The sequence below is a fragment of the Streptomyces sp. NPDC101178 genome, from assembly GCF_044767965.1.
Lineage (GTDB): Bacteria > Actinomycetota > Actinomycetes > Streptomycetales > Streptomycetaceae > Streptomyces.
This window is the reverse complement of the sequence record NZ_JBIWOZ010000005.1, coordinates 116708-133077: the sequence shown is the minus strand read 5'-3', so window position 1 is coordinate 133077 and position 16370 is coordinate 116708. Positions and strand designations below refer to the sequence as shown.

The following is a 16370-nucleotide window of genomic DNA, read 5'->3' as shown; positions in this document are numbered from 1 at the left end:
TGCCTCTGAGAGACTGGGCGCGATGAACGAGACCGCGTCCCTGAGAGCCCGTGCCGAGATCGACCTCGCCGCGCTGCGCGCCAATGTGCGCGCCCTGCGCGAGCGCGCGGCCGGGGCACAGCTCATGGCCGTGGTGAAGTCCGACGGGTACGGGCACGGGGCCGTGCCCGTGGCCCGCGCCGCCCGCGAGGCCGGGGCCACCTGGCTCGGCACCGCCACCCCGCACGAGGCCCTCGCACTGCGGGCCGCCGGGCTCGACGGTCCGATCATGTGCTGGCTCTGGACGCCGGGCGGGCCCTGGCGCGAGGCGATCGAGGCCGACATCGACGTGTCGGTCAGCGCGCTGTGGGCGCTGCGCGAGATCCTCGCGGCCGGAGCCGACCGCCCGGCCCGCGTCCAGCTCAAGGCCGACACCGGCCTCGGCCGGGGCGGCTGCCAGCCCGCCGACTGGCCGGAACTCGTCGCCGAGGCCCGCGCCGCCGAGCGGACCGGCACCATCCGGATCACCGGCCTCTGGTCCCACTTCGCCTGCGCCGACGAGCCCGGCCACCCGGCCAACGCCGCCCAGCTCGCCGCGTTCCGGGACATGGTCGCGTACGCCGAGAAGGAGGGCGTCGAGCCCGAGGTGCGCCACCTGGCCAACTCCCCGGCCACGCTGACGCTTCCGGAGGCGCACTTCGACCTCGTACGGACCGGCATCGCGATGTACGGCGTCTCACCCGCCCCCGAGCTGGGCACCCCCGCCGAGCTGGGACTGCGCCCGGTGATGACGCTCGCCGCCGCCGTCGCGCTGGTCAAGGACGTCCCGGCCGGACACGGCGTCAGCTACGGCCACCACTACGCCACCTCCGCCGAGACCACGCTCGGCCTCATCCCGGTCGGCTACGCGGACGGCGTCCCGCGCCACGCGTCGGGGCGCGGGCCCGTCCTGGTCGGCGGCACGGTCCGTACGGCGGCGGGCCGCGTCGCCATGGACCAGTTCGTCGTCGACCTGGGCGGCGACCGGCCCGAACCGGGCGCGGAGGCCGTGCTGTTCGGACCGGGCGACCGCGGCGAGCCGACCGTCGAGGACTGGGCGGTGGCCGCCGACACGATCGGGTACGAGATCGTCACCCGGATCGGCGGCCGGGTACCGAGGGTGTACGTGAACGAGACGGCAGAACCGAGCGGGGGCACGGGACCGTGAGTGACAGCAGCGCGGGGGCGGTGGCGGGGGACGTCATGGCGGTGGCCGCCGCGACGGCACCCGGCTGGCGCCGGGCGGGCGTGGCCGGGGCCGCGATAGGAGTGCTCGCCGCCGGTGCGGCGGCCGGGGTCGCCGTGGAGCGGCTCACCGTCGGGCGCGGGATGCGCAAGAAGGCCCGCCTCGCGCTGGACGCGACCGGACCGTACGGCTCCCTGCGCGGGGCACCGGGCCGGGCCGTCGCCGACGACGGGACCGAGCTGTACTACGAGGTCGACGAGGTCGAGCCCGCGCAGCCGGAAGACCGGACCGGCTCCGAGGGCAACCGCCGCCGCCGGCTCTTCGGGCGCAAGGCCCCCGCCCCCGTCACCGTCGTCTTCAGCCACGGCTACTGCCTCGGCCAGGACTCCTGGCACTTCCAGCGCGCCGCCCTGCGCGGCCTCGTCCGGGCCGTCTACTGGGACCAGCGCAGCCACGGCCGCTCCGAGCGCGGGCGCGCCCAGGCGGACGGGGTGCCCGTCGCCATCGACCAGCTGGGCCGCGACCTGAAGGCCGTCATCGACGCGGCGGCCCCCGAAGGGCGCGTCGTGCTCGTCGGCCACTCCATGGGCGGCATGACGATGATGGCGCTGGCCGACCAGTACCCGGCCCTCATCCGCGACCGGGTCGCGGCCGTGGCGTTCGTCGGCACCTCCAGCGGCAAGCTCGGCGAGGTCAACTTCGGGCTGCCGGTGGCGGGCGTGCGGGCGGTGCGCCGGGTGCTGCCGGGGGTGCTGCGGGCGCTGGGGACGCAGGCGGAGCTGGTGGAGAAGGGGCGCCGGGCCACCGCCGACCTCTTCGCCGGGCTGATCAAGCGGTACTCGTTCAGCTCGCGGGACGTGGACCCGGCGGTCGCCCGGTTCGCGGAGCGGCTGATCGAGTCGACCCCGATCGACGTGGTCGCCGAGTTCTATCCGGCCTTCACCGAGCACGACAAGAGCGGCGCGCTGCCCGTCTTCCGGGACCTGCCGGTGCTGATCCTGGCCGGAGAGAAGGATCTGGTCACCCCCAGCTCGCACAGCGAGGCCATCGCGGACGTGCTGCCGGAGGCCGAGCTGGTCCTGGTGCCGGACGCCGGGCACCTGGTGATGCTGGAGCACCCGGAGGCGGTCACCGACCGGCTGGCCGACCTGCTCGTACGCGGCGGAGCGGTGGCTGCCGCTAACGTTGGCGAGCATGGAAGCACCGCACAGCAGCCCGGCCGCCGCTAGCCCGGGGACGGCCGTTCCGGCAGCCGTCACCGAGGCCGTTCCCGAGGCCGTCACCGTCACGCTCACCGTCGAGTCGCCCGAGCGGATGCAGGACCTGGGCCGCCGCCTCGCCCGCGTCCTGGCCCCCGGCGACCTGGTCATGCTCACGGGCGAGCTGGGCGCCGGTAAGACGACGCTGACCCGGGGGCTCGGCGAGGGCCTCGGCGTGCGCGGCGCGGTCACCTCGCCCACCTTCGTCATCGCCCGCGTCCACCCCTCCCTGGTGGAAGGACCCGCCCTGGTCCACGTCGACGCGTACCGCCTCGGCGGCGGGCTCGACGAGATGGAGGACCTGGACCTCGATGTGTCGCTGCCGGAGTCGGTGGTGGTCGTGGAGTGGGGCGACGGCAAGGTGGAGGAGCTGGCCGAGGACCGGCTGCGGGTGCTCATCGACCGAGCGAAGGGCGACACGGACGACGAGCGGCGCGAGGTGACGCTGGTCGGCATCGGCCAGCGCTGGGCGGGGCTGCGGGAGGAGCTGGCGTAGGGCGTGTCCGGCCGGGGCGCACGCGGAGATCACTTCCCGACGGACTGTCGGTAAATTGTTGCGCACGGGACCGTGGTCGTGGTCACATGGGTACGAGACGTGGTTAGGTCTGCCTAACCACGACCTCCACCGGAACCCAGGAGGCATCCATGCCGACGCCCGAGCGTGCGGAGCAGCCGCGGCAGCAGCCGACGCCGTCCGACCTGTCGATGAAGGATCTGCTCGCCTCGTGCGCGGCGGCCACCGCGGTCTCCACCCCGCCGAGCGAGCGGGACGCGGCCGACGGTGACGAGGAGACCGGCGACGGGAGCGCTGAGCGGCGCCGGGCGGCGTAAGAACGCGGGACGGGCCGCGGCGTAGGAACGCGCTACGGGGCTGCGCGTAAAAACGCGTTACGGGTCCGAGGCCGCGGTGCGGTCGCGCCGGGCCGCGCGGGCTACGGGACCACGACCACCTTGGCGCCGACCGTCGCGAAGGTCCACATCGCGTTGCCGTCCGCCCGCTTCATCCGTACGCCGCCGGTCTTCGACGCCGGGTCCGGGGCCTCCATCGAGCCGTCCTGCGCCGCGCTGAAGCCCACCGCGACCTCGCCGACGTTGGCGAACCGCACCACGTGCTCGATCGGGACGCCGTCCGAACCCTGGACCGTGCCCGAGCGCGAGGAGACCCGGTAGGTGCCGGGCGGCGGGCTGACGGGGCTCGGCATCACCGTGAACGTGCGGAGCGCCTTGCCGTCGTCCTCCACCAGCCAGACCCGCCGGTCCTTCAGCGCGTAGACGACGCGCTCGCCGGTGCCCGAGGCCGCCGGGACGGCCAAGGGGTCCTGTTCGGGCTTCGGCTTCGCGGTCGGCTGCGCGGAGGCGGAGGCCGAGGTCTTCGGAGTGGCCGAGGAGGAGGACGCCACCGAATCGGGTGCGTTCGCCGATGCCTGGTAGGCGAGGACGCCGACCACGACGACCGCCGCCGCAGTGAGCCCGGCCACCATTCCCGAGCTTCCCCTTGACACCGTGAACTCCCCTTTCGACCGCGCCCTGCCGCATGTCGTACAAGCGTTTACGTCGTACCCGCGGATACCCGGTGACGTTAGCAGCAGGCGGCGGGCAGGCCGGGACGCCGGACGGGCGCCGTACCGCCGTCGGCGGAGCCGTAGGCTGTTTGCGTGCTCTTGCTCGCCATGGATACCGCCACGCCCGCCGTCACCGTCGCCCTGCACGACGGGGCGTCCGTCATCGCCGCCTCCGGCCAGGTCGACGCCCGCAGGCACGGCGAACTGCTGCTGCCCGCCGTCGACCGGGTCCTCGCCGAGGCCGGTGTGAAGCTCGACGCCGTGACGGGCGTGGTCGTGGGCGTCGGCCCCGGCCCGTACACCGGGCTGCGGGTCGGCCTGGTCACCGCCGCCACCTTCGGCTCCGCCCTCGACGTCCCCGTACACGGGATCTGCACCCTGGACGGACTGGCGTACGCCGCCGGAGGGGACGGCGGCCTGGACGGGCCCTTCGCCGTGGCGACGGACGCGCGGCGCAAGGAGGTGTACTGGGCGCGGTACGAGGACGCCCGCACCCGTACGGGTGATCCGGCCGTCGACCGGCCCGCCGACATCGCCGGGGCGCTCGCCGGGCTCCCCGTGGTCGGCCAGGGCGCGGTGCTCTACCCGGACGCCTTCCCGGACGCCCGCGGCCCCGAGCACGTGGCCGCCGGCGCGCTCGCCGCGCTCGCCGCCGAACGGCTCGCGGCGGGGCAGGAGCTGCTGGAGCCGCAGCCGCTCTATCTGCGCCGGCCCGACGCGCAGGTCCCGAAGAACTACAAGGTGGTCACTCCCCGGTGAGCACCGCCGTCACGACCGTGCTGCGCGAGATGCGCTGGTGGGACATCGAACCCGTCCTGGAGCTGGAGCACGCGCTCTTCCCGGACGACGCCTGGTCACCCGGCATGTTCTGGTCCGAGCTGGCCCACGCGCGCGGCCCCGGCGCCACCCGTCACTACGTCGTCGCCGAGGAGCCGGCCACCGGCAAGATCACCGGGTACGCCGGGCTCGCCGCCCTCGGCGACCTCTCCGACGTCCAGACCATCGCCGTCAGCCGCGAGGCGTGGGGCACCGGCCTCGGCTCCGAACTCCTCGCCGACCTGCTGAAGGCCGCGACCGCCTTCGAGTGCGCCACCGTGCTCCTCGAGGTCCGGGTCGACAACACGCGCGCGCAGAAGCTGTACGAGCGGTTCGGCTTCGAGCCGATCGGCTTCCGGCGCGGCTACTACCAGCCGGGGAACATCGACGCGCTCGTCATGCGCCTCACCATGCACGAACACGCAACGGAAATCGCACCAGAGACCGGGACTGAATGATGGCTGCCGACGAACCCCTCGTACTCGGCATCGAGACCTCCTGCGACGAGACCGGCGTCGGCATCGTGCGCGGAACCACCCTGCTCGCGGACGCCGTCGCCTCCAGCGTCGACACCCATGCCCGCTTCGGCGGCGTCGTCCCGGAGATCGCCTCCCGCGCCCACCTGGAGGCGATGGTCCCCACCATCGAGCGCGCCCTGAAACAGGCCGGCGTCAGCGCCCGCGACCTGGACGGGATCGCGGTCACCTCCGGCCCCGGGCTCGCGGGCGCGCTGCTGGTCGGCGTGTCGGCCGCGAAGGCGTACGCGTACGCCCTGAACAAGCCGCTCTACGGGGTCAACCACCTCGCCTCGCACATCTGCGTCGACCAGCTGGAACACGGCCCGCTGCCCGAGCCGACCATGGCGCTCCTGGTCAGCGGCGGCCACTCCTCGCTCCTGCTCGCGCCCGACATCACCAGCGACGTGCGGCCGCTCGGCGCGACGATCGACGACGCGGCGGGCGAGGCGTTCGACAAGATCGCCCGGGTGCTGGACCTCGGCTTCCCCGGCGGCCCGGTCATCGACCGCCTGGCGCGCGAGGGCGACCCGGCGGCCATCGCGTTCCCACGCGGCCTGACCGGCCCGCGCGACGCCCCGTACGACTTCTCCTTCTCCGGCCTGAAGACCTCGGTCGCGCGCTGGATCGAGGCGAAGCGGGTGGCGGGCGAGGAGGTGCCGGTACGGGATGTGGCGGCGTCCTTCCAGGAGGCCGTGGTGGACGTGCTCACCCGGAAGGCGGTCCGGGCCTGCAAGGACGAGGGCGTCGACCACCTGATGATCGGCGGCGGGGTGGCGGCCAACTCCCGGCTCCGCGCGCTGGCCCAGGAGCGGTGCGAGCGGGCCGGCATCCGGCTGCGGGTGCCGCGACCGGGGCTCTGCACGGACAACGGCGCGATGGTCGCGGCGCTCGGCGCGGAGATGGTCGCCCGCAACCGGCGCCCGTCCGACCTGGAGCTGTCGGCGGACTCCTCGCTGCCGGTGACGGAACCGCACGTTCCGGGGAAGCACCAGCACGCGCATGACCACGACCACGTGCACGAGATCAGCAAGGACAACCTGTACTCATGAGCGCCGCGACCATCGTCCTGATGTGGGAGGCGCGCGCCGTGGAGGGCCGTGGCAGCGAGCTCCTGGAGTGGGCGCGGGCCCGGTCCGCGGAACTCTCCCGCGAGCCCGCCCGCCGCGAACTCCTGCGCGCCCCGCAGGACCGGGTGCTGGTCATGACGTGGTGGGAGCAGGCGTCGTACGCCGACGACCTCCCCGAACTCCCCGAGCCCGACGCCGCCCTGATCACCCGGCCGGTGCACCGGTGGCGGTTCGAGGCGGTGGGGTGAGGGGCGCCTTCAGCGGCGTCTTGACGAGGCCCGTCAGCCCCGCGCCCCTCGGCTGATCAGCCCCTCCACGATCGCGTCCAGTTCGGCGGCGGTCTCGTAGTCGGCGGCGTACTCCCGCCAGTGCTCCCTCACCTCGGTCAGCCGGGGCAGCTCCAGCGCGTCCTTCTCCGTGACCATCTCCGGGAAGAACTCCCGGCGCGAGGGCTGCTCCGCCCGGCGGGCCGCCGCTCTGCGGAAGACCAGGTCGCCGTAGACGTAACTCCAGATCGTCCGGTACGCCCGCACCGCGCGGGCGGGGGAGAGGCCGCAGGCCAGGGCGCAGTCGATGATCTCCTCCACCATCCACAGCGCGTTCCGGTCGGTCAGCTCGCCGAGCGCCAGGATGTCCAGTACCCAGGGGATGCGGCCGATGATGTCGTGCATGTGCGCGGCCACCGCCACCAGCCGCTCGCGCGGGTCCTCGGGCAGCTCGGGGCGCGGGAAGGCGGCCGCGGTGCCGGAGAGGGTGAGCATGAGGAGCTCGTCCTTGTCCTGCACGTAGTGGTACAGCGCCATCGGCGTGGAGCCCAGCTCCTTCGCCACCCGCCGCATGGACAGCGCGTCCACGCCCTCCTCCTCGACGATGCGGCGCGCGGTGGTGACCATCACGTCGGGGTCGAGCCTGCGGGGGCGGCCCACGGGTTTCTTCTTCCGCTCGGTCTTCCGGCTCTGCTTCTCGGTCTTCTCGCTGCATGACACCCCGGCATTCTCCCCTTTCGGGTCCTTCTCCGGACCGGCGGGTTTAGTTTCTATACGTGTATGGTAATTCTCCGGCCGAGGGTGGCGAAGGGGAGGGCGCGTCATGGGCGGCGGCACGGTGGCAGGCGGGTCGGAGAAGGAGGCGGACGGGGCGGCCGCGCGGCAGGCGCGGTGGCTGCTGGTGGTGGCACTCACCGTGCAGTTCCTGGTGTCGCTGGACATGTCCGTGGTGAACGTCGCCCTGCCCGACATCGGCGGCGATTTCGGCTTCGGCCGGGACGGGCTGCTCTGGGTGGTGAACGCGTACGCCCTCGCCTTCGGCGGGCTCCTCCTGCTCGGCGGCAGGCTCGCCGACCTGGCCGGTCCGCGCCGCGTCCTGAGAGCCGGGCTCGCCCTCTTCGGGCTAGCCAGTCTGGCCGGCGGCCTCGCCTGGTCGCCCGGGTCGCTGGTGGCCGCGCGAGCCGTCCAGGGCGTCGGCGCCGCGGCCCTCGCGCCGGTGGCGTTCGCCCTGATCACCCTCGCCTTCCCGGCCGGGCCCGCCCGCTCCCGGGCGCTCGGGCTCTGGGGCATGGCGGGTGCGGCGGGCGGCGCGGTCGGGGTGCTGGCGGGCGGCGTGCTCACCGACGCGGCGGGCTGGCGGGCCGTGATGCTCGTCAACGTGCCGATCGTCGCCTTCGCCCTGGCCGCCGCCGCGCGCACCGGACCGGTCGGCGGGCGGCGGCGGACCGGCGCCCGGCTGGACCTCGCCGGAGCACTCCTCGCCACGGCCGGGACGACGCTGCTGGTCCTCGGACTCGTACGCGCCTCGGACGACGGCTGGTCCTCGGCCGTCACACTCTCCACGCTCGGCGCGGCGGTGCTCCTGCTGGCCGCCTTCACCGCCGTGGAACTCCGTACGGAGTCGCCTCTGCTCCGGCCCGGCCTGCTGCGCGGGCGGCCGGTGCTCACCGCCAACCTGTTCTGCCTGCTGCTGGCCTCGGCCCAGTTCGGCGCGTTCTACTTCGTCTCGCTCCACCTGCAGCTGGTCCTCGGTTACGGGCCGACCGCCACCGGGTTCGCGTTCCTGCCGTTCTGCGTGGGCGTCGTCGCGGGCGCTCTCCTCGCCACCCGCGCCGTCGCGGTCCTCGGCATCCGGCGGCTGATGGCCGTGGGCGGCGCGCTGGCGGCGCTCGGGATGGGCTGGTTCGCGGCCACCGCCACGGCCGACGGCTCCTTCCTCACCGCGATCCTCGGCCCGTCGCTGCTCTGCTCGCTCGGCATCGGCCTCTGCTTCGTCCCGCTCGGCACGGCCGCCACCACCGACGTGGTGCCCGGCGAGACCGGCATGGCCTCCGGGCTGCTCAACAGCTCGCGCCAGGTGGGCGGTTCGCTCGGGCTGGCGGTGCTGGTCACCGTCGCCGCCCAGGTCACGGGTGACGCCACCGGACGTACCGCTCTGGCCTCCGGGTACGCGGCCGCGTTCTGGGTCGCGGCGGGGCTCCTGGCGGTGGCCGCGCTGGCGGCGTACGTCCTGCTCCCGGGGGAGGGGCGGGGCTTCGGCGGTCCGGTGGCCGGCGAGGCCGTCGCGGCGGAGCATGGAGGCGACGCGACGGACCGATGAGTTCGGGCGCGTCGGCCGGTCCACCTTCCAGGAGGTCCGTCCCGACCACGGGGCGGCCGGACGAGGAGACGACCATCATGCAGAAGATCACCCCCTGCCTCTGGTACGACGGCCAGGCGAAGGAGGCCGCCGAGCACTACATCGCGATCTTCGGCGGCGACTCCCGCATCCTGGACATCAGCTACTACGGCGAAGAGGCCCCCGGCGAGACCGGCTCCGTCCTCACCGTCAGCTTCCGGCTCGCGGGCCAGGAGTACCTGGGCCTCAACGGCGGCCCGCAGTTCCCGTTCACCGAGGCGATCTCGCTCTCCGTGGACTGCGCCGACCAGGCCGAGGTGGACCGGTTCTGGACCGCGCTCTCGGAGGGCGGCGAGGAGAGCCAGTGCGGCTGGCTCAAGGACCGGTACGGCGTCTCCTGGCAGATCGTCCCGAACGAGCTGCCCAAGCTGCTCGCCGACCCGGACCCGGCGAAGGCCGAGCGCACGATGAAGGCGATGCTCGGGATGCGGAAGCTGGACGTCCAGGCGCTGCGGGACGCCTGAGCCACGGGGCTCCGGGCCGCCCCGGATAGTGTCTGGTCCATGTCATCCCGCCCCACCCTGCCCCCGCCCCCGCCTCCCGTGGAGATCCGGACCTGGCCGGACCGCGAGGCGATGCTCGCCGACCGGGCGGTGATCCTTCACGCGCTGGTGCGGATGCACCTGGGGCCGGGGCGGCTCGGTGTGCTGCTGATGTGGGCCGGGCTCGCCGCGTTCGGCTGGCTGCTCGTGGGGTCCGGACTCGTCATGGTCGAGCAGGCGGCGGCGGACTTCTTCAGCGGGATCGCCGGAATCCTGTCCCTGCTCCTCGGGGCGGGCGCGCTGATCCCCGCCGTCGTCCTGGCCTCCCTCCACGTCGCCCGGGACCGGGAGATCCGCGCGCTGCTCGTGGAGTGGGGCGCGCTGGACCGGGATCCGGAGCGCGACCGGGAGTTGCGGCTGCCGGGGATGAGCCTGCTCTGGCTGCTGCTGTCGTTCGTCCTGGCGGCGGGCGGGCTGGCGCTCTGCGTGGTCGGCCCGGCGAGCGCCCGGCCCGGCGACCACACGTACGGCATGGTCGCCCTGATCATGGGCCTCGGCATGGCCGCCTGGCTCACCGGACTCATCGGCGCCGTCAAGGCGTTGGCGCACCGCCGCTGGGTACTGCGCGTCCTGACGGCGCCTGCCCCGGACCGGCCCACCCCGGCCGCGCTCACCCCAGCGGGCGGCCGATCAGCATCGTCGGAGCCCCGGCCACCCGGGTCAGGAACACCGTCGCCGCGTTCGGGCCGCTGAGCTTCATCCGGCGCCGCAGCTCCTCCGGCTCGACCGCCGAACCGCGCTTCTTGACGGTCAGCACGCCGACCTGACGCTCCCGCAGCAGCGCCTTCAGCCTCTTCATGTTGAACGGCAGCTGATCGGTGATCTCGTACCCGGCGACGTACGGCGAGGAGTACGGCACATCGCTCGTGACGTACGCGATCGTCTCGTCCACCAGCCGTCCGCCGCACCGCTCGACGATGCCGGCGACCAGGTGCGCCCGGATCACCGCGCCGTCCGGCTCGTACAGATAGCGCCCGACCGGGCCCACCGGCGGGGCGGGCAGCGGGGCCGGGGCGGTCAGGGTGGCGCCGGACGGCAGCAGCGTGGCCCGGAACGAGCCGGGCGCGATGCCCTCCCCGTACCAGAGCACCGCCTCCTTCACGTCTCCGCCGTCCGAGATCCACTCGGCCTCCGCCTCCGGGCCGATCGCCTCGTGCGGGATGCCGGGCGCGATCTTCAGCGCGGCGCGCGGGGCCTTCAGCGCGGCGGCCGTGGCCCAGGAGAGCGGCGGTGAGTACGCCTCCGGGTCGAAGATCCTGCCGCGTCCGCCGCGCCGGGCCGGGTCCACGAAGACGGCGTCGTACGGAGAGGTGTCGATCTCCGTGACGTCGGCGCACCGCACCTCGATCAGCCCGCCCAGGCCGAGCGCCTCCGCGTTGGCGCGGGCCACCTCGGCGGTGAGCGGGTCGCGGTCGACGGCGAGGACGGCGATCCCGGCGCGGGCCAGCGCGATGGCGTCGCCGCCGATGCCGCAGCACAGGTCCGCCACGCTCCGCACGCCGAGCGCGGCGAACCGGTCGGCCCGGTGTTCCGCCACCGAGGTACGGGTGGCCTGTTCGACGCCGTTGGGCGTGAAGTACATCCGGTACGCGTCCTCCGCCCCGAACTTCGCCACCGCCCGCTGCCGCAGCCGGGCCTGGCCGAGCGCCGCCGACACCAGCTCCGCCGGGTGCGTACGCCGCAGCCGGGTCGCGGTGGCCAGCTCGTCGGCCGGGTCGTGGTCGCGCAGCTCGGCCAGCAGGTGCCCGCCCTCGGGGGTGCGCAGCGCGGCGAAGGCGGCGCGGGCGGGGTCGCCGGCCGAGGGGGCGGAGGGGGTCGATGCGTTCACCCGGTCCATTGTGGCCGGTGCGCGCCGGCCCCTGTCCGCCGGTCGGGCGACGGGCGCGGCCCTCTCGCGGTGTCGGGACGGGCGGCGGACGGGCGGCTGGCAGGATGCGGCGCCATGCAGCTAGTACGACAAAAAGGAAAATCACCCACGAAGCGGCACCGGCCGGTCTCCGTCGTGCTGGCGGCCCTCCTGGCCGCCACCGTCACCTCGGCCTGCGCGGCGGAGACGGCCGGCGGCGGTGCGGAAGCCCCGGGCGGACCGGCGAAGCCCGCCGCCGGCCAGCAGGGCGAGGCCGCGCAGGGCGGGCCCGCCCGCGCTCCGGACGTATACGCCGAGGAGCTCAAGCGGAAACAGGCCGCACGGGCCGTCGCCGCGAAGAAGTGGGGGCTGGCCAAGGTCCCGCTCGCGGCGCCCGAACCGCCGAAGGTGAAGCCGCGCATCACCACCCGTAAGGGGTTCGAGGTCCGGGACGACGAGGGGCTGCCGCCGGTCTTCACCACCGTCCCCACCAAGGAGAAGATCGTCTTCCTCACCATGGACGACGGTGCGGAGAAGGATCCCGCGCTGCTGCGGATGATGACCGAACTGTCCATCCCGTACAGCGCGTTCGTCAGCGACTACGTCATCAACGACGACTACGGCTACTTCAGGAAGATGCAGGAGCGCGGGGTGGTCATCAGCAACCACACGCTCAACCACCGCTATCTGCCCGGCCTCTCCTACGCCGAGCAGAAGCGGGAGATCTGCGGCCAGCAGGAGAAGATCCTCAAGCAGTACGGGAAGCGGCCGACCCTCTTCCGCCCGCCGTACGGCAACTACAACCGCGACACCCTCGTCGTCGCCAAGTCCTGCGGCATCACCGCCGTACCTCTCTGGTCCGCCGAGGCCTTCGCCGACCATATGGAGTGGCGCGAGTGGGACCGGGACCTGCACCCCGGCGACATCGTCCTCACCCACTTCCGCGGCAAGGGCGCCTGGAAGGGCACGATGCCGGACATGATCCGCCTGGTCATGAAGACGATCACGGACAAGGGGTACGCGGTGGCGAAGCTGGAGGACTACGTCTGAGGGGCGCCCCGCCCCGGCCGGGACGGCGCGAGGGTGGTGAATTGGCACTCCGCTTGACCGAGTGCTAATCGCGGTCATAGTCTCAGTGCTGGCACTCCCCCCTGGGGAGTGCCAGCACCACACTGTGCGACAGGGCAGGTCCGGCACCCGCGACGACGGATCGGTCTGGTCGCCGCCCACTGACTGCTAAACCCCGTGAGATCTCCGAAGGGGGAGACCGGATCGTGTCGACCACCAGCTCCAAGGTTGCGATCAAGCCGCTTGAGGACCGCATTGTGGTCCAGCCGCTCGACGCCGAGCAGACCACGGCCTCCGGCCTGGTCATTCCGGACACCGCGAAGGAGAAGCCCCAGGAGGGCGTCGTCCTCGCCGTGGGCCCGGGCCGCTTCGAGAACGGCGAGCGTCTTCCGCTCGACGTCAAGACCGGCGACGTCGTCCTGTACAGCAAGTACGGCGGCACCGAGGTGAAGTACAGCGGCGAGGAGTACCTCGTCCTCTCGGCCCGCGACGTCCTCGCGATCGTCGAGAAGTAATTCACCCACGTTTGCCTGTGTTCTGCGCCCCTGGCCCCCTGCGTAACAACTAGCCGGGCGGCGAGGGGCGCAGTTCATTTTGAGAGGGAAAGTACAGCCCATGGCGAAGATTCTGAAGTTCGACGAGGACGCCCGTCGCGCCCTTGAGCGCGGCGTCAACAAGCTTGCCGACACGGTCAAGGTGACGATCGGCCCCAAGGGCCGCAACGTCGTCATCGACAAGAAGTTCGGCGCACCCACCATCACCAACGACGGTGTCACCATCGCGCGCGAGGTCGAGCTCGACGACCCGTACGAGAACCTCGGTGCCCAGCTCGTCAAGGAGGTGGCGACCAAGACCAACGACGTAGCGGGTGACGGCACCACCACCGCGACCGTCCTGGCCCAGGCGCTCGTCCGCGAGGGCCTGCGCAACGTCGCCGCCGGCGCCTCCCCGGCCGCCCTGAAGAAGGGCATCGACGCCGCCGTCAAGGCCGTGTCCGAGGAGCTCCTCGCGACCGCGCGCCCGATCGACGACAAGTCCGACATCGCCGCCGTGGCCGCGCTCTCCGCGCAGGACACCCAGGTCGGCGAGCTCATCGCGGACGCGATGGACAAGGTCGGCAAGGACGGTGTCATCACCGTCGAGGAGTCCAACACCTTCGGTCTGGACCTGGAGTTCACCGAGGGCATGGCCTTCGACAAGGGCTACCTGTCGCCGTACATGGTGACCGACCAGGAGCGTATGGAGGCCGTCCTCGACGACCCGTACATCCTGATCCACCAGGGCAAGATCGGCTCGATCCAGGAGCTGCTCCCGCTGCTGGAGAAGGTCATCCAGTCCGGTGGCTCCAAGCCGCTCCTGATCATCGCAGAGGACGTCGAGGGCGAGGCGCTCTCCACCCTCGTCGTCAACAAGATCCGCGGCACCTTCAACGCCGTCGCGGTGAAGGCCCCGGGCTTCGGCGACCGCCGCAAGGCCATGCTCGGCGACATCGCCACCCTCACCGGTGCGACCGTCATCGCCGAGGAGGTCGGCCTCAAGCTCGACCAGGCCGGTCTGGACGTGCTCGGCACCGCCCGCCGCGTCACCGTCTCCAAGGACGACACGACCATCGTCGACGGCGGCGGCAACGCCGACGACGTCAAGGGCCGCGTCAACCAGATCAAGGCCGAGATCGAGTCCACGGACTCCGACTGGGACCGCGAGAAGCTCCAGGAGCGCCTCGCGAAGCTGGCCGGCGGCGTGTGCGTCATCCGCGTCGGTGCCGCCACCGAGGTGGAGCTCAAGGAGAAGAAGCACCGCCTCGAGGACGCCATCTCCGCCACCCGCGCCGCGGTCGAGGAGGGCATCGTCTCCGGCGGTGGCTCCTCCCTCGTCCACGCCGTGAAGGTCCTGGAGGGCAACCTCGGCAAGACCGGCGACGAGGCCACCGGTGTCGCGGTCGTCCGCCGCGCCGCCGTCGAGCCGCTGCGCTGGATCGCCGAGAACGCCGGCCTGGAGGGTTACGTCATCACCTCCAAGGTCTCCGAGCTCGACAAGGGCCAGGGCTTCAACGCCGCCACCGGCGAGTACGGCGACCTGGTCAAGGCCGGCGTCATCGACCCGGTCAAGGTCACCCGCTCCGCCCTGGAGAACGCCGCGTCCATCGCGTCGCTGCTGCTCACGACCGAGACCCTGGTCGTCGAGAAGCCGGCAGAGGAAGAGGCCGACGCCGGTCACGGCGGCCACGGCCACTCCCACTAGTACGCAGCTTTCCGTACGCCTGAGGCCCGGTACCCCCGTCGCGGGGGCACCGGGCCTCGGTGCGTACGCGGGCCTGCCGGGGCCCGTACCCGCATGGGCTCACTGGGGCCCGTACTTGCGCCCCGTACGCGAGGTGACACCGCCCAGCAGGCCACGCGGCGTGACCTTGACCAGCCCCATCAGCGCCTTGTAGCGCGGGTCGGGGACCGACACCGTCCGGCCGCGGGCCAGGTCGGCCAGGGCCGAGGCCACCAGCTTGTCCGCGTCCAGCCACATCCACCCCGGGATGTTGCCGGTGCCCATCCCGGCCCGCTCGTGGAACTCCGTACGGACGAAGCCAGGGCAGAGCGCCATCAGCCGCACCCCCGACCCGGCCAGGTCCTTCGCCGCGCCCTGGGTGAACTGCACGACCCACGCCTTGGACGCGCCGTACGTGCCGCGCGGCACGAACGCCGCGACCGACGCCACGTTGATCACCCCGCCCCGGCCGCGCTCCTTCATGCCGGTGGCGGCGGCCGAGGTCAGCCGCAGCACCGCCTCGCAGTGCACCTTCAGCATCGTCAGCTCGTCGGCCATGGGCACTTCCAGGTAGCGCCCCTTGTTGCCGAACCCGGCGTTGTTGACCAGCAGGTCGACCGGGTGCGTACGGTCCGCGAGCCGCTTCTCGACCGCCTCGATCCCGGCGTCCGTGGACAGGTCGGCGCGCAGCACCTCGGCCTCGATGCCGTGCCGGTCGTGCAGTTCGGTGGCCTGTTCGCGCAGCCGGGCGGTGTCCCGGGCCACCAGCACCAGGTTGTGCCCCTGGCTCGCGAGCCGCCGCGCGAAGGCCGCCCCGATACCCGCCGTCGCGCCCGTGATCAGTGCAGTCGTCATACGCGGCACGTTAGTGCCCCGCGCCCGCGCCGGAACCACCGCCCGCCGCCACGTACTCCCGGGCCGTGCGCAGCGCCTCCGGATGCAGGGCCGGCGCGGCGGCCAGCAGGGACGGCAGCAGGGTGCGCTCGGTGGTGACGGCCCGGAACTGCAGGGCCGCGGTCACCTCGTGGTCCGGGCGGTGCACGATCTCGACCGGGTCGCCGGCCCGGATCGTGCCCGGCTCGATCACCCGCAGATACGCGCCGGTCACCGCCTCCCGGGTGAACCGCCGCACCCACTTCTCCTCACCGATGTGGTCGGCGAAGGTCCGGCACGGGATGCGTCCGGACGTCACCTCCAGCAGCAGCTCCGGCCCCACCCGCCACCGCTCACCGATCAGCGCGCCGCTCACATCGACCCCGGCGGTGGTCAGGTTCTCGCCGAACGAGCCGTTGGCCAGCTCCCGGCCGCCCAGCTGCCGCTCCCACGCGTCCAGCTCCTCCCGCGCGAAGGCGTACACCGCCTGGTCGCTGCCGCCGTGGTGGCGCAGATCGCAGACCGCGTCCCCGGCGAGCCCACTGCCGCCCGTGCCCTTGGGGCCGGGGTCCGAGACCCGCACGGCCCCCTCGTACGGCCGCTTGTCGATCCCGCTCAGACCGCCGGGACCACCGGCGGAGGGGAGAGGAGCAGGGCGGCCGACATTCACGCTCAGCAATCTCATACGGTCA

The 16370-nt window shown here is 73.0% G+C and carries 19 protein-coding genes; 14 read left to right on the top strand and 5 right to left on the bottom strand.

All coding sequences use genetic code 11. The annotated features are described in order from the left end of the window. The first annotated feature begins 22 nt into the window (after positions 1 to 22). The 4 genes from alr (at position 23) to ACIRR8_RS16305 (ending at position 3294) form a co-directional block, all read left to right on the top strand. Positions 23 to 1186 (top strand): alanine racemase, encoded by a 1164-nt coding sequence (gene alr / locus ACIRR8_RS16320; RefSeq protein WP_404064621.1) that lies wholly within the window; start codon positions 23 to 25, stop codon positions 1184 to 1186. A 35-nt stretch (positions 1187 to 1221) separates the two neighbouring features. Next, complete coding sequence (locus ACIRR8_RS16315; RefSeq protein WP_404065495.1) at positions 1222 to 2433, top strand: alpha/beta fold hydrolase; 1212 nt, start codon at positions 1222 to 1224, stop codon at positions 2431 to 2433. Continuing rightward, positions 2399 to 2959, top strand: coding sequence for a tRNA (adenosine(37)-N6)-threonylcarbamoyltransferase complex ATPase subunit type 1 TsaE (tsaE, locus tag ACIRR8_RS16310; RefSeq protein ID WP_404064618.1), 561 nt, complete (start codon positions 2399 to 2401; stop codon positions 2957 to 2959). The genes ACIRR8_RS16315 and tsaE overlap by 35 nt, the downstream gene beginning before the upstream one ends. A gap of 149 nt (positions 2960 to 3108) precedes the next feature. Next, a complete protein-coding gene (locus tag ACIRR8_RS16305; protein ID WP_404064616.1) occupies positions 3109 to 3294 on the top strand; it encodes a hypothetical protein in 186 nt (61 codons plus the stop codon). Positions 3295 to 3395: 101 nt separating this feature from the next. On the opposite strand, the gene ACIRR8_RS16300 is transcribed toward ACIRR8_RS16305, so the two are convergent. Beyond that, entirely contained in the window at positions 3396 to 3944 is a 549-nt protein-coding gene (locus tag ACIRR8_RS16300; protein ID WP_404064613.1) for a hypothetical protein, read from the bottom strand. A gap of 189 nt (positions 3945 to 4133) precedes the next feature. On the opposite strand from ACIRR8_RS16300, the gene tsaB reads away from it, so the two are divergent. From tsaB to ACIRR8_RS16280, 4 genes are read left to right on the top strand one after another with little or no spacing between them, the layout of a single operon-like run. Then, positions 4134 to 4784 carry a tRNA (adenosine(37)-N6)-threonylcarbamoyltransferase complex dimerization subunit type 1 TsaB gene (tsaB, locus tag ACIRR8_RS16295; protein WP_404065492.1) on the top strand — a complete coding sequence of 217 codons (651 nt, stop codon included), beginning with the start codon at positions 4134 to 4136 and terminating at the stop codon, positions 4782 to 4784. 29 nt (positions 4785 to 4813) lie between these two features. Continuing rightward, on the top strand, positions 4814 to 5299 hold the full coding sequence (rimI, locus tag ACIRR8_RS16290) for a ribosomal protein S18-alanine N-acetyltransferase (RefSeq protein WP_404065489.1): 486 nt from the start codon (positions 4814 to 4816) through the stop codon (positions 5297 to 5299). Continuing rightward, entirely contained in the window at positions 5299 to 6408 is a 1110-nt protein-coding gene (gene tsaD / locus ACIRR8_RS16285; protein ID WP_404064610.1) for a tRNA (adenosine(37)-N6)-threonylcarbamoyltransferase complex transferase subunit TsaD, read from the top strand. The genes rimI and tsaD overlap by 1 nt, the downstream gene beginning before the upstream one ends. Next, entirely contained in the window at positions 6405 to 6674 is a 270-nt protein-coding gene (locus ACIRR8_RS16280; RefSeq protein WP_404064607.1) for a hypothetical protein, read from the top strand. Before tsaD ends, ACIRR8_RS16280 begins: the two co-directional genes overlap by 4 nt. 33 nt (positions 6675 to 6707) lie before the next feature. Here ACIRR8_RS16280 and ACIRR8_RS16275 read toward each other — a convergent pair whose 3' ends face one another. Further along, positions 6708 to 7412: a TetR/AcrR family transcriptional regulator gene (locus ACIRR8_RS16275; RefSeq protein ID WP_404064605.1), complete on the bottom strand. Its 705-nt coding sequence runs from the start codon at positions 7410 to 7412 to the stop codon at positions 6708 to 6710. A gap of 103 nt (positions 7413 to 7515) precedes the next feature. Between ACIRR8_RS16275 and ACIRR8_RS16270 the strand changes: the two genes are divergently transcribed. The 3 genes from ACIRR8_RS16270 (at position 7516) to ACIRR8_RS16260 (ending at position 10325) form a co-directional block, all read left to right on the top strand. Next, the gene (locus tag ACIRR8_RS16270; RefSeq protein WP_404064602.1) at positions 7516 to 9012 is read left to right on the top strand and encodes an MFS transporter; all 1497 of its coding nucleotides are present in this window, start codon (positions 7516 to 7518) and stop codon (positions 9010 to 9012) included. 77 nt (positions 9013 to 9089) lie between these two features. Next, positions 9090 to 9554 (top strand): VOC family protein, encoded by a 465-nt coding sequence (locus tag ACIRR8_RS16265; protein WP_404064599.1) that lies wholly within the window; start codon positions 9090 to 9092, stop codon positions 9552 to 9554. A gap of 39 nt (positions 9555 to 9593) precedes the next feature. After that, positions 9594 to 10325, top strand: coding sequence for a hypothetical protein (locus ACIRR8_RS16260; RefSeq protein ID WP_404064596.1), 732 nt, complete (start codon positions 9594 to 9596; stop codon positions 10323 to 10325). Here ACIRR8_RS16260 and ACIRR8_RS16255 read toward each other — a convergent pair. Next, complete coding sequence (locus ACIRR8_RS16255) at positions 10243 to 11469, bottom strand: methyltransferase domain-containing protein (RefSeq protein WP_404064593.1); 1227 nt, start codon at positions 11467 to 11469, stop codon at positions 10243 to 10245. The genes ACIRR8_RS16260 and ACIRR8_RS16255 overlap by 83 nt on opposite strands. A 105-nt stretch (positions 11470 to 11574) precedes the next feature. On the opposite strand from ACIRR8_RS16255, the gene ACIRR8_RS16250 reads away from it, so the two are divergent. The 3 genes from ACIRR8_RS16250 to groL all read left to right on the top strand — a co-directional run bounded on the left by ACIRR8_RS16250 (position 11575) and on the right by groL (position 14787). Further along, positions 11575 to 12528, top strand: a complete 954-nt coding sequence (locus ACIRR8_RS16250; protein ID WP_404064590.1) for a polysaccharide deacetylase family protein — start codon at positions 11575 to 11577, stop codon at positions 12526 to 12528. A 224-nt stretch (positions 12529 to 12752) separates the two neighbouring features. Beyond that, positions 12753 to 13061: a co-chaperone GroES gene (gene groES / locus ACIRR8_RS16245; RefSeq protein WP_030084405.1), complete on the top strand. Its 309-nt coding sequence runs from the start codon at positions 12753 to 12755 to the stop codon at positions 13059 to 13061. 100 nt (positions 13062 to 13161) lie between these two features. Next, the gene (gene groL, locus ACIRR8_RS16240; RefSeq protein WP_018510538.1) at positions 13162 to 14787 is read left to right on the top strand and encodes a chaperonin GroEL; all 1626 of its coding nucleotides are present in this window, start codon (positions 13162 to 13164) and stop codon (positions 14785 to 14787) included. Positions 14788 to 14886: 99 nt separating this feature from the next. Here the strand turns inward: groL and ACIRR8_RS16235 are convergent, their stop codons facing one another. Together ACIRR8_RS16235 and ACIRR8_RS16230 are read right to left on the bottom strand one after the other, a co-directional pair. Further along, on the bottom strand, positions 14887 to 15660 hold the full coding sequence (locus ACIRR8_RS16235) for an SDR family NAD(P)-dependent oxidoreductase (protein WP_404064583.1): 774 nt from the start codon (positions 15658 to 15660) through the stop codon (positions 14887 to 14889). A gap of 10 nt (positions 15661 to 15670) precedes the next feature. After that, positions 15671 to 16363 carry an MOSC domain-containing protein gene (locus ACIRR8_RS16230; RefSeq protein WP_404064581.1) on the bottom strand — a complete coding sequence of 231 codons (693 nt, stop codon included), beginning with the start codon at positions 16361 to 16363 and terminating at the stop codon, positions 15671 to 15673. Positions 16364 to 16370 lie beyond the last annotated feature (7 nt).

Bases quoted from the DNA above. Each gene is read 5' to 3' on its own strand.
- alr (WP_404064621.1), top strand. From the start codon at position 23: ATGAACGAGACCGCGTCCCTGAGAGCCCGTGCCGAGATCGACCTCGCC.
- ACIRR8_RS16315 (WP_404065495.1), top strand. From the start codon at position 1,222: ATGGCGGTGGCCGCCGCGACGGCACCCGGCTGGCGCCGGGCGGGCGTG.
- tsaE (WP_404064618.1), top strand. From the start codon at position 2,399: ATGGAAGCACCGCACAGCAGCCCGGCCGCCGCTAGCCCGGGGACGGCC.
- ACIRR8_RS16305 (WP_404064616.1), top strand. From the start codon at position 3,109: ATGCCGACGCCCGAGCGTGCGGAGCAGCCGCGGCAGCAGCCGACGCCG.
- ACIRR8_RS16300 (WP_404064613.1), bottom strand. From the start codon at position 3,944: ATGGTGGCCGGGCTCACTGCGGCGGCGGTCGTCGTGGTCGGCGTCCTC.
- tsaB (WP_404065492.1), top strand. From the start codon at position 4,134: ATGGATACCGCCACGCCCGCCGTCACCGTCGCCCTGCACGACGGGGCG.
- rimI (WP_404065489.1), top strand. From the start codon at position 4,814: ATGCGCTGGTGGGACATCGAACCCGTCCTGGAGCTGGAGCACGCGCTC.
- tsaD (WP_404064610.1), top strand. From the start codon at position 5,299: ATGGCTGCCGACGAACCCCTCGTACTCGGCATCGAGACCTCCTGCGAC.
- ACIRR8_RS16280 (WP_404064607.1), top strand. From the start codon at position 6,405: ATGAGCGCCGCGACCATCGTCCTGATGTGGGAGGCGCGCGCCGTGGAG.
- ACIRR8_RS16270 (WP_404064602.1), top strand. From the start codon at position 7,516: ATGGGCGGCGGCACGGTGGCAGGCGGGTCGGAGAAGGAGGCGGACGGG.
- ACIRR8_RS16265 (WP_404064599.1), top strand. From the start codon at position 9,090: ATGCAGAAGATCACCCCCTGCCTCTGGTACGACGGCCAGGCGAAGGAG.
- ACIRR8_RS16260 (WP_404064596.1), top strand. From the start codon at position 9,594: ATGTCATCCCGCCCCACCCTGCCCCCGCCCCCGCCTCCCGTGGAGATC.
- ACIRR8_RS16255 (WP_404064593.1), bottom strand. From the start codon at position 11,469: ATGGACCGGGTGAACGCATCGACCCCCTCCGCCCCCTCGGCCGGCGAC.
- ACIRR8_RS16250 (WP_404064590.1), top strand. From the start codon at position 11,575: ATGCAGCTAGTACGACAAAAAGGAAAATCACCCACGAAGCGGCACCGG.
- groL (WP_018510538.1), top strand. From the start codon at position 13,162: ATGGCGAAGATTCTGAAGTTCGACGAGGACGCCCGTCGCGCCCTTGAG.
- ACIRR8_RS16235 (WP_404064583.1), bottom strand. From the start codon at position 15,660: ATGACGACTGCACTGATCACGGGCGCGACGGCGGGTATCGGGGCGGCC.
- ACIRR8_RS16230 (WP_404064581.1), bottom strand. From the start codon at position 16,363: ATGAGATTGCTGAGCGTGAATGTCGGCCGCCCTGCTCCTCTCCCCTCC.